Annotated in this window: 9 protein-coding genes; all 9 read left to right on the top strand. The window is 62.8% G+C overall.

Annotation, left to right across the window (positions count from 1 at the left end; all coding sequences use genetic code 11):
- The coding region (locus MRY84_RS02550; RefSeq protein WP_291504192.1) for a heavy metal translocating P-type ATPase at positions 1 to 1,635 on the top strand (1,635 nt) is incomplete at its 5' end.
- The gene (gene ccoS / locus MRY84_RS02555) at positions 1,635 to 1,772 is read left to right on the top strand and encodes a cbb3-type cytochrome oxidase assembly protein CcoS (protein WP_044398643.1); all 138 of its coding nucleotides are present in this window, start codon (positions 1,635 to 1,637) and stop codon (positions 1,770 to 1,772) included. The genes MRY84_RS02550 and ccoS, both read left to right, overlap by 1 nt.
- 64 nt (positions 1,773 to 1,836) lie before the next feature.
- Positions 1,837 to 3,276, top strand: a complete 1,440-nt coding sequence (ccoN, locus tag MRY84_RS02560) for a cytochrome-c oxidase, cbb3-type subunit I (protein ID WP_291504193.1) — start codon at positions 1,837 to 1,839, stop codon at positions 3,274 to 3,276.
- Between the two features lie 19 nt (positions 3,277 to 3,295).
- Complete coding sequence (gene ccoO / locus MRY84_RS02565; RefSeq protein ID WP_291504194.1) at positions 3,296 to 3,928, top strand: cytochrome-c oxidase, cbb3-type subunit II; 633 nt, start codon at positions 3,296 to 3,298, stop codon at positions 3,926 to 3,928.
- 12 nt (positions 3,929 to 3,940) lie between these two features.
- Entirely contained in the window at positions 3,941 to 4,078 is a 138-nt protein-coding gene (locus MRY84_RS02570; protein WP_291504195.1) for a cbb3-type cytochrome c oxidase subunit 3, read from the top strand.
- Positions 4,079 to 4,102: 24 nt separating this feature from the next.
- On the top strand, positions 4,103 to 5,005 hold the full coding sequence (gene ccoP, locus MRY84_RS02575) for a cytochrome-c oxidase, cbb3-type subunit III (RefSeq protein ID WP_291504196.1): 903 nt from the start codon (positions 4,103 to 4,105) through the stop codon (positions 5,003 to 5,005).
- 166 nt (positions 5,006 to 5,171) lie between these two features.
- Positions 5,172 to 6,617, top strand: a complete 1,446-nt coding sequence (gene ccoG / locus MRY84_RS02580; RefSeq protein ID WP_291504197.1) for a cytochrome c oxidase accessory protein CcoG — start codon at positions 5,172 to 5,174, stop codon at positions 6,615 to 6,617.
- 72 nt (positions 6,618 to 6,689) lie between these two features.
- Positions 6,690 to 6,971 carry a FixH family protein gene (locus MRY84_RS02585; protein ID WP_291504198.1) on the top strand — a complete coding sequence of 94 codons (282 nt, stop codon included), beginning with the start codon at positions 6,690 to 6,692 and terminating at the stop codon, positions 6,969 to 6,971.
- A 60-nt stretch (positions 6,972 to 7,031) separates the two neighbouring features.
- The gene (locus tag MRY84_RS02590) at positions 7,032 to 7,325 is read left to right on the top strand and encodes a hypothetical protein (RefSeq protein ID WP_291504199.1); all 294 of its coding nucleotides are present in this window, start codon (positions 7,032 to 7,034) and stop codon (positions 7,323 to 7,325) included.
- The last annotated feature ends 115 nt before the right edge of the window (positions 7,326 to 7,440 follow it).

Below are 7,440 nucleotides of genomic sequence, written 5' to 3' on the forward strand. Positions count from 1 at the left end.
CCGGCGGGCGCTCTGGTCGCCGTTATGCCCCGCGCGCCCGCGTGCGTGGTGGGGCGTGCGGCGTTTGGATGTGGGGGGCGCGCGCCCCCCCGCCGCGTGGTGGTGGGCGACACCATCCGTGTGCTGCCCGGCGAGGCGTTCCCGGCCGATGGGCGCATCACGCTGGGCAACACCCATGCCGATGAATCCCTGCTCACGGGTGAATCCACGCCCGTGCCGCGTCCCGTGGGCAGTATGGTCACGGCGGGCAGCTACAACCTGCAGGCGCCGGTCGAGGTGCATGTGGAAGGCACGGGCGGGCAGACCCGTTTCGCTCAGATTGTGGCGTTGATGGAAAGCGCGTCGCTGCAAAAGCCACGCCTGGCCCAGTTGGCCGACCGCATCGCGCGGCCGTTCCTGGTGGCGGTGCTGGTAGCGGCCACGCTCGCGGCGGTGTATTGGTGGCCGTCCGACCCGGGGCATGCGCTGATGGTGGCAGTCGCCGTGCTCATCGTCACCTGCCCCTGCGCGCTGTCGCTGGCCACGCCGGTGGCCATGCTCACGGCGGCGGGCACGCTGGCACGCCATGGCGTGCTGGTGCGCAATCTGCAGGGGCTGGAGGCGCTGGCCCATGTGGACACCGTGGTGTTCGACAAGACCGGCACGCTCACGCGTGACGGCATGGCCTTGCAGGCCGTGCGCACTGCCCACGGATGGACCGCGGAAGAGGCGCTGATCCTCGCGGCTTCCCTGGCGCGCCACTCGATGCACCCGGCGTCGCGTGCCGTGGTGGCGGCCGCAGCTGCGTTGGAAGGCGACCAGCGCTGGAGGGTGAGTGACCTTCAAGAGGAAGTCGGGCAGGGCTTGGTGGCCACCGTGCAGGACGCCGCGAAGGCGCTGCCCCCCCGCCAGATCCGGCTGGGGTCGGCGCACCACGCGGGTGTGGAGGTGGAGGCCGCGGGCGCGGCATTGCAAGTGGTGTTGTCGGAGCAGTTGGCGCACGGCGCGGTGTCGGAGCTGGCCCGCTTCGATTTGGTGGAAGACCTGCGTGCGGAAGCCCCGACCGTGGTGGCTGCCTTGGAAGAGGGCGGTGTCACAGTGCAACTGCTGTCGGGTGACCGCCGGGGTGCAGTGCAGCGCGTGGCGTCACAGGCCGGCATTGCTCAGGCGGCCGGCGAACGTACGCCCCAAGGCAAGCTGGCTGCATTGCAGGCACTGCAGGCTGAGGGGCACCGAGTTGCCATGGTGGGCGATGGGCTCAACGATGGCCCGGTGCTGGCCGGGGCCCACGTGTCGTTTGCGTTTGGCCGGGCGGTGCCGCTTGCACAGTCGCAGGCCGATTTCGTCGTGCTGGGCGACAGCCTGGCGCTGGTGCCGCAGACCGTGATGCTCGCGCGGCGCACCCTGCGGGTGGTACGCCAGAACCTGTGGTGGGCGGCTGGCTACAACGCGCTGTGCGTTCCGCTGGCGGTGGCGGGCTGGATGCCCGCCTGGCTGGCTGGGCTGGGCATGGCGCTCAGTTCGCTGCTGGTGGTCGTCAACGCGGCACGACTTGCGCGCGGTCTGCCCCCGTTGTCCTCCGTGCGCGATGGCGCGCTGGCGCATGACGAGCCATGGCCTGCGGCCATTTCTAAACCAAAGCTGGAGACCGTCTGATGGACATCCTGTATTTGCTGATCCCGCTGTCCGTGGTGCTGGTCCTGATGATCCTGGCCGGCCTGTGGTGGGCCGTCTATCGCGGCCAGTTCGAGAGCGTCGAGCAAGAGGGCGAGCGCATTCTCCGAGACGGTTGACTTGTGTCAATGCTCAAAAAAGGCCGCTGCAACAAACTCTTACTGCATTACAAAGAGGTGCCCGATGGATTCTCCAAAAACTAATGCTGCGCACTACAACGATACGGTGGTGCGGCAGTTTTCTATCCTTGCCGTGGTGGTGGGTGTGGTCGGCATGCTGGTGGGCGTGGTTGTCGCTGCCCAGCTGGCATGGCCTGAACTCAACTTCGGCATACCGTGGCTTAGCTACGGACGCTTGCGACCCTTGCACACCAATGCGGTGATCTTCGGGTTTGGCGGTAGCGCGCTTTTTGCTACCAGCTACTACGTGGTGCAGCGCACCTGCCAGGTTCGCCTGTTTGCCGGCCCGCTGGCCGCGTTCACTTTTTGGGGATGGTTGCTGGTCATCGCTGCCGCAGTGGTCAGCTTGCCGCTGGGCTACACCTCCGGCAAGGAGTACGCTGAGCTCGAGTGGCCTATCGACATCCTGATCACGCTGGTCTGGGTCTCGTATGCCATCGTGTTCTTCGGCACGATCGGCACACGCAAGGTCAAGCACATCTACGTGGCCAACTGGTTCTTTGGCGCGTTCATCCTGGCGGTGGCACTGCTGCACGTGGTGAACAGCGCTGCGATTCCAGCTGGTTTCATGAAGAGCTACTCGGCCTATGCGGGCGTGCAGGACGCCATGGTGCAGTGGTGGTATGGCCACAACGCCGTGGGCTTCTTCCTTACCGCGGGCTTCCTCGGGATGATGTACTACTTCATTCCCAAGCAGGCCGGCCGCCCCGTGTACTCGTATCGCCTGTCGATCGTGCACTTCTGGGCGCTGATCTTCACCTACATGTGGGCCGGCCCGCACCACCTGCACTACACGGCGCTGCCTGACTGGACGCAATCGGTGGGCATGGTGTTCTCGCTCATCCTGCTGGCTCCCAGCTGGGGCGGCATGATCAACGGGATCATGACCCTGTCGGGCGCATGGCACAAGCTGCGTGACGACCCCATCCTGCGCTTCCTGATCGTGTCCCTGTCGTTCTACGGCATGTCCACGTTCGAAGGTCCGATGATGTCCATCAAGACCGTCAACGCGCTGTCGCACTACACCGACTGGACCGTGGGCCACGTGCACTCCGGCGCCCTGGGCTGGGTGGGTTTGATCTCGATGGGCTCGCTCTACTACCTGGTGCCCCGCCTGTTCGGCCGCGAAAAGATGCACTCCATCAAGGCCATTGAGCTGCACTTCTGGATGGCCACCATCGGCATCGTGCTGTACATCGCCGCCATGTGGATTGCCGGTGTGATGCAAGGCCTGATGTGGCGCGCCATCAACCCGGACGGCACGCTCACGTACACCTTCGTGGAAAGCGTGAAGGCAACCTATCCGTTCTACGTGATCCGTGTCGCAGGTGGTCTGCTGTACCTGGGCGGCATGGTGATCATGGCCTGGAACGTGTGGATGACCGCGATCTCGGGTCGTTCGGTGAAGGTGGCCATTCCTGCCGTGAATGCGGCCCACGCCTGAGTCCGAAGGAGCTTTATTCATGTCCAACAACAACACATCTGCTTCTACCGGCTTCTCTCACGAAAAGGTGGAAACCAACAACTTTCTGATGATCGTGCTGATCCTGCTGGTGATCGCCATTGGCGGCCTGGTCGAGATCGTGCCGCTGTTCTTCCAGAAGTCCACCACCGAAGCGGTGAAGGGGGTCGAGCCCTATAACGCCATGCAGTTGGTTGGCCGCGACGTCTACATCCGCGAGGGTTGCTACAACTGCCACTCGCAGATGATCCGCCCCTTCCGGGCCGAAACGCTGCGCTACGGCCACTACTCGGTGGCTGGCGAGTTTGTCTATGACCACCCCTTCCAGTGGGGCAGCAAGCGTACCGGCCCCGATCTGCACCGCGTGGGCGGCAAGTACAGCGACGAATGGCATCGCATCCACCTGAACAATCCGCGCGATGTGGTGCCCGAGTCCAACATGCCAGCCTACCCCTGGCTCGAAAAGACGGCCATCGATCCGGCCAGCGTCGCGCCTCGCATGAAGTCGCTGCGCACCGTCGGCGTGCCTTACACCGATGCGCAGATTACGGCCGCTGCAGCGGACGTCCAGGGCAAGACCGAAATGGAAGCCCTGATCGCCTACCTGCAAGTCATGGGCCGTGCGCTCAAGTAAAGGAGATTCGCCATGGACATCACCACCATGCGCATCATCGCCACGCTCGCATCGATGGCCTGCTTTATCGGTATCTGGGTCTGGGCCTATCGCGGCCGCAACAAGGACCGATTCGACGAGGCTGCCCGGCTGCCCTTCGAACAAGATTGACCCTCACCAGAACGAGAACACACCATGAGTGACTTCACCAGCAATTTCTGGTCGGTCTATGTGACCGCGCTGACCCTGGTCGGCATCATCGCCTGCGCCATCCTTCTCTGGATGGCCGGCCGCAAGAAGGTGGCCGCGACATCCGACAACACCACAGGCCACGTCTGGGACGAGGACCTCGTGGAGATGAACAACCCCTTGCCACGGTGGTGGGTATGGCTGTTTGTCATCACGATCGTCTTTGGCTTGGCCTATCTGGCCGCGTACCCTGGCCTGGGCAGCTTCACCGGCAAGCTCAACTGGACGCAAAAGGGCGAGTACGAAGCCGAGATGGCCAAGGCCAAGACCGCACTGGAGCCCCTGTATGCGCGGTTCGGCTCGATGAAGCCAGAGGACATTTCCAAGGATCCGCAGGCGCAAGCCATCGGCGAACGCTTGTTCATGAACAACTGTGCGCAATGCCATGGCTCGGACGCCCGCGGCAGCAAGGGCTTCCCGAACCTCGCCGATGGAGACTGGCTGCATGGCGGCACGCCGGAGAAGATCCGTGAAACGATCGTCAACGGCCGTGTCGGCAACATGCCTCCCATGGCTGCGGCTGTCGGCTCTGCAGAAGATGTGCGCAACCTGTCCCACTATGTTTTGAGCCTGTCGGGTAGCCCGCACGATTCGCTGCGTGCATCGCTGGGCAAGGCCAAGTTTGGCGCCTGCGCCGCATGCCACGGCATGGATGGCAAGGGCAACCAGGCGCTGGGCGCCCCCAACCTGACCGACGACATCTGGCTGCATGGCTGGGGCGAAGCGGCCATCACCGCCATGATCAACAATGGCAAGGTCAACCAGATGCCTGCCCAGGCGGACAAGCTGACGGAAGCACAGATCGGCGTGCTGTCGGCTTACGTTTGGGGCTTGTCAAACGGCAAGTAACAGGCCAGCCACTACCCAAAGTGATGCCATGGCATCGCTTTGGGGCTTGAGGCGGCTAACACAACCTTGAAGCGGTCTGGCGATGTGCCAGAGGGGTTTTGTTAGCGATGCCCCGCGACAAAGTAGTACGCAGAGCAGCGCGAGTACCCAACGGATCGATACCACCATGAATCAGCCCAGCGAGCGTGCTCGCAAGGTCATCCCGATTGCGCCGGTAGCTTCCGACGCCTCGTCTGAAGGCGAGATCGTTTCCCTGTACGAAGCGCAGAAGAAGGTTTATCCGCGCTCCATCAGCGGACTGTTCGCGCGCTGGCGCTGGGGCATGGTGTTCCTCACTCAGCTTGTGTTCTATGGGCTGCCCTGGTTCGAGTGGGGGCAGCGCCAGATGGTGCTGTTCGATCTGGGCGCGCGGCGGTTCTACATCTTCGGCTTGGTGCTGTACCCGCAGGACTTCATCTACCTCACGGGCCTGCTCATCATCTCTGCGCTTTCGCTGTTTCTTTTCACGGCGGTAGCCGGGCGCCTGTGGTGCGGCTTCGCGTGTCCGCAGACGGTCTACACCGAAATTTTCATGTGGATCGAGCACAAGATCGAAGGTGATCGCAGTGCTCGCATGCGGCTGGACAACGGCGCCTGGACGGCAGAGAAGATCCGCAAGAAGTTTTTCAAGCAGGTGGTGTGGATTGCCGTGGCGCTGTGGACCGGCTTCACTTTTGTGGGCTACTTCGTACCCATCCGCGAACTTGGCACAGAACTGCTGGCATTGCAGGGCAGTTGGCAAATCTTCTGGGTGTTGTTCTACGGCTTCGCCACCTACGGCAATGCAGGCTACATGCGCGAGCAGGTCTGCAAATACATGTGCCCTTACGCGCGCTTCCAGAGCGCGATGTTTGACAAGGACACGCTGATCGTCAGCTACGACGTTGAACGCGGCGAGCCGCGCGGCCCCCGCAACAAGACCGTTGACTACAAAGCCAAAGGGCTGGGCGACTGCATTGACTGCACGTTGTGTGTGCAGGTCTGTCCCGTTGGTATCGACATCCGCAAAGGTCTCCAATACGAGTGCATCGGCTGCGGCCTGTGCGTGGATGCCTGCGACACGGTGATGGGCAAGATGCAGTACCCGAAGGGGCTCATCCGCTTCTCCACACAGAACGGCGTGGCGCAGCACTGGAGCCAGGCGCAGATGTTGCGCCGCGTCTTGCGCCCGCGCGTACTGATCTACAGCGCGGTTTTGCTGACGCTTTGTGTCGCCATGCTCGCCAGCCTGGTCACGCGCACGCCGTTGAAGGTGGATGTGGTGCGCGATCGCGCTGCACTTTCGCGCATCGTGGCGGGCGGCAAGCTGGAAAATATCTACCGCCTGCAGATCATGAATGCAACAGAAGGCCCCCAACGCTATCGCATCAGTGCGCGCGGTCTGGAGGGGTTGGAGGTGGCCTCCGAATCCGAAGTGGACATTGGGGCAGCCGAGTCGCGTTGGGTGGCGGTGCGCTTGCAGGTTCCATACGGAGCCGTGCCCGCTGGCTCCCATCCTGTTCAGTTCGACATCCAGTCGGTGGGCCATGCAGCCCATGTGACCGAGAAGTCCGTTTTTCTGGTTCCGCGCTAGCGCCCGCGTGCATACTCGCAGCAGGCCTCTGATGAGTTGGCGGAAACCACATTCGTTTTAAGGAGTAAGCCCATGCCATCCAATCCCGCCGTCGGCACTGTTCCTGTGGCCGCTGCACCATGGTGGAAATTTGGCCATGTCTGGCTGATCATTGCCGGCCCCGCCATCGTCATCGTCGCAGGCTTCGTCACGCTGTGGCTGGCGCTTTCGCGCCCCGATCCCGTGGTCGCCGAGGACTATTACCGTCAGGGTATCGAAATCAACAAGACGTTGACTGCGCCGGAAAAGAGCCTGGCCCCGGCAATGAAAGGCCGCAATCACGCCGCTACGCCGGTCGAGGATCAACCTCGCTGAACAGGTTCAAAGCTGGGCGAGCCTGGCTGCACTTCGCCCGCACAACCAGGAGACCAACCCATGTGGACGCAACGCCTGATGTGGATCGCTTGGCCGGCATTTTTGATGGCCGGTGTCATTGAGATGCTGGTCTTTGCCATGGTGGACCCGCAAGACCTTCACTGGTTCGGGCAACCGCTGGCCTTGTCTCGCGAGGGCGTCTACACGCTCGCGTTCTTTGCTTTCTGGCTGATTACCATGGCTTCCAGTGCGTTGACGACGCTGCTGGCAATGTCCCCGTTCGAGCTGAACCGGTGCCCTGTGCCTGATGGTGAGCGGCCTGACGACTGCCGCAAGTCAACGCCTTGCGCATGAGGCCGGTCAGCGGACTGCCCCTCAACTTGGGGGCTACCCGAGCCGCCATATGGCTTGCAGCCGAGGCATTGAAGCACTGTTGCAGTGCCAGCTGAGCAGCGATTTCGGCAAGCGA

It is taken from the genome of Acidovorax sp. (assembly GCF_022763525.1).
Lineage (GTDB): Bacteria > Pseudomonadota > Gammaproteobacteria > Burkholderiales > Burkholderiaceae_C > Acidovorax.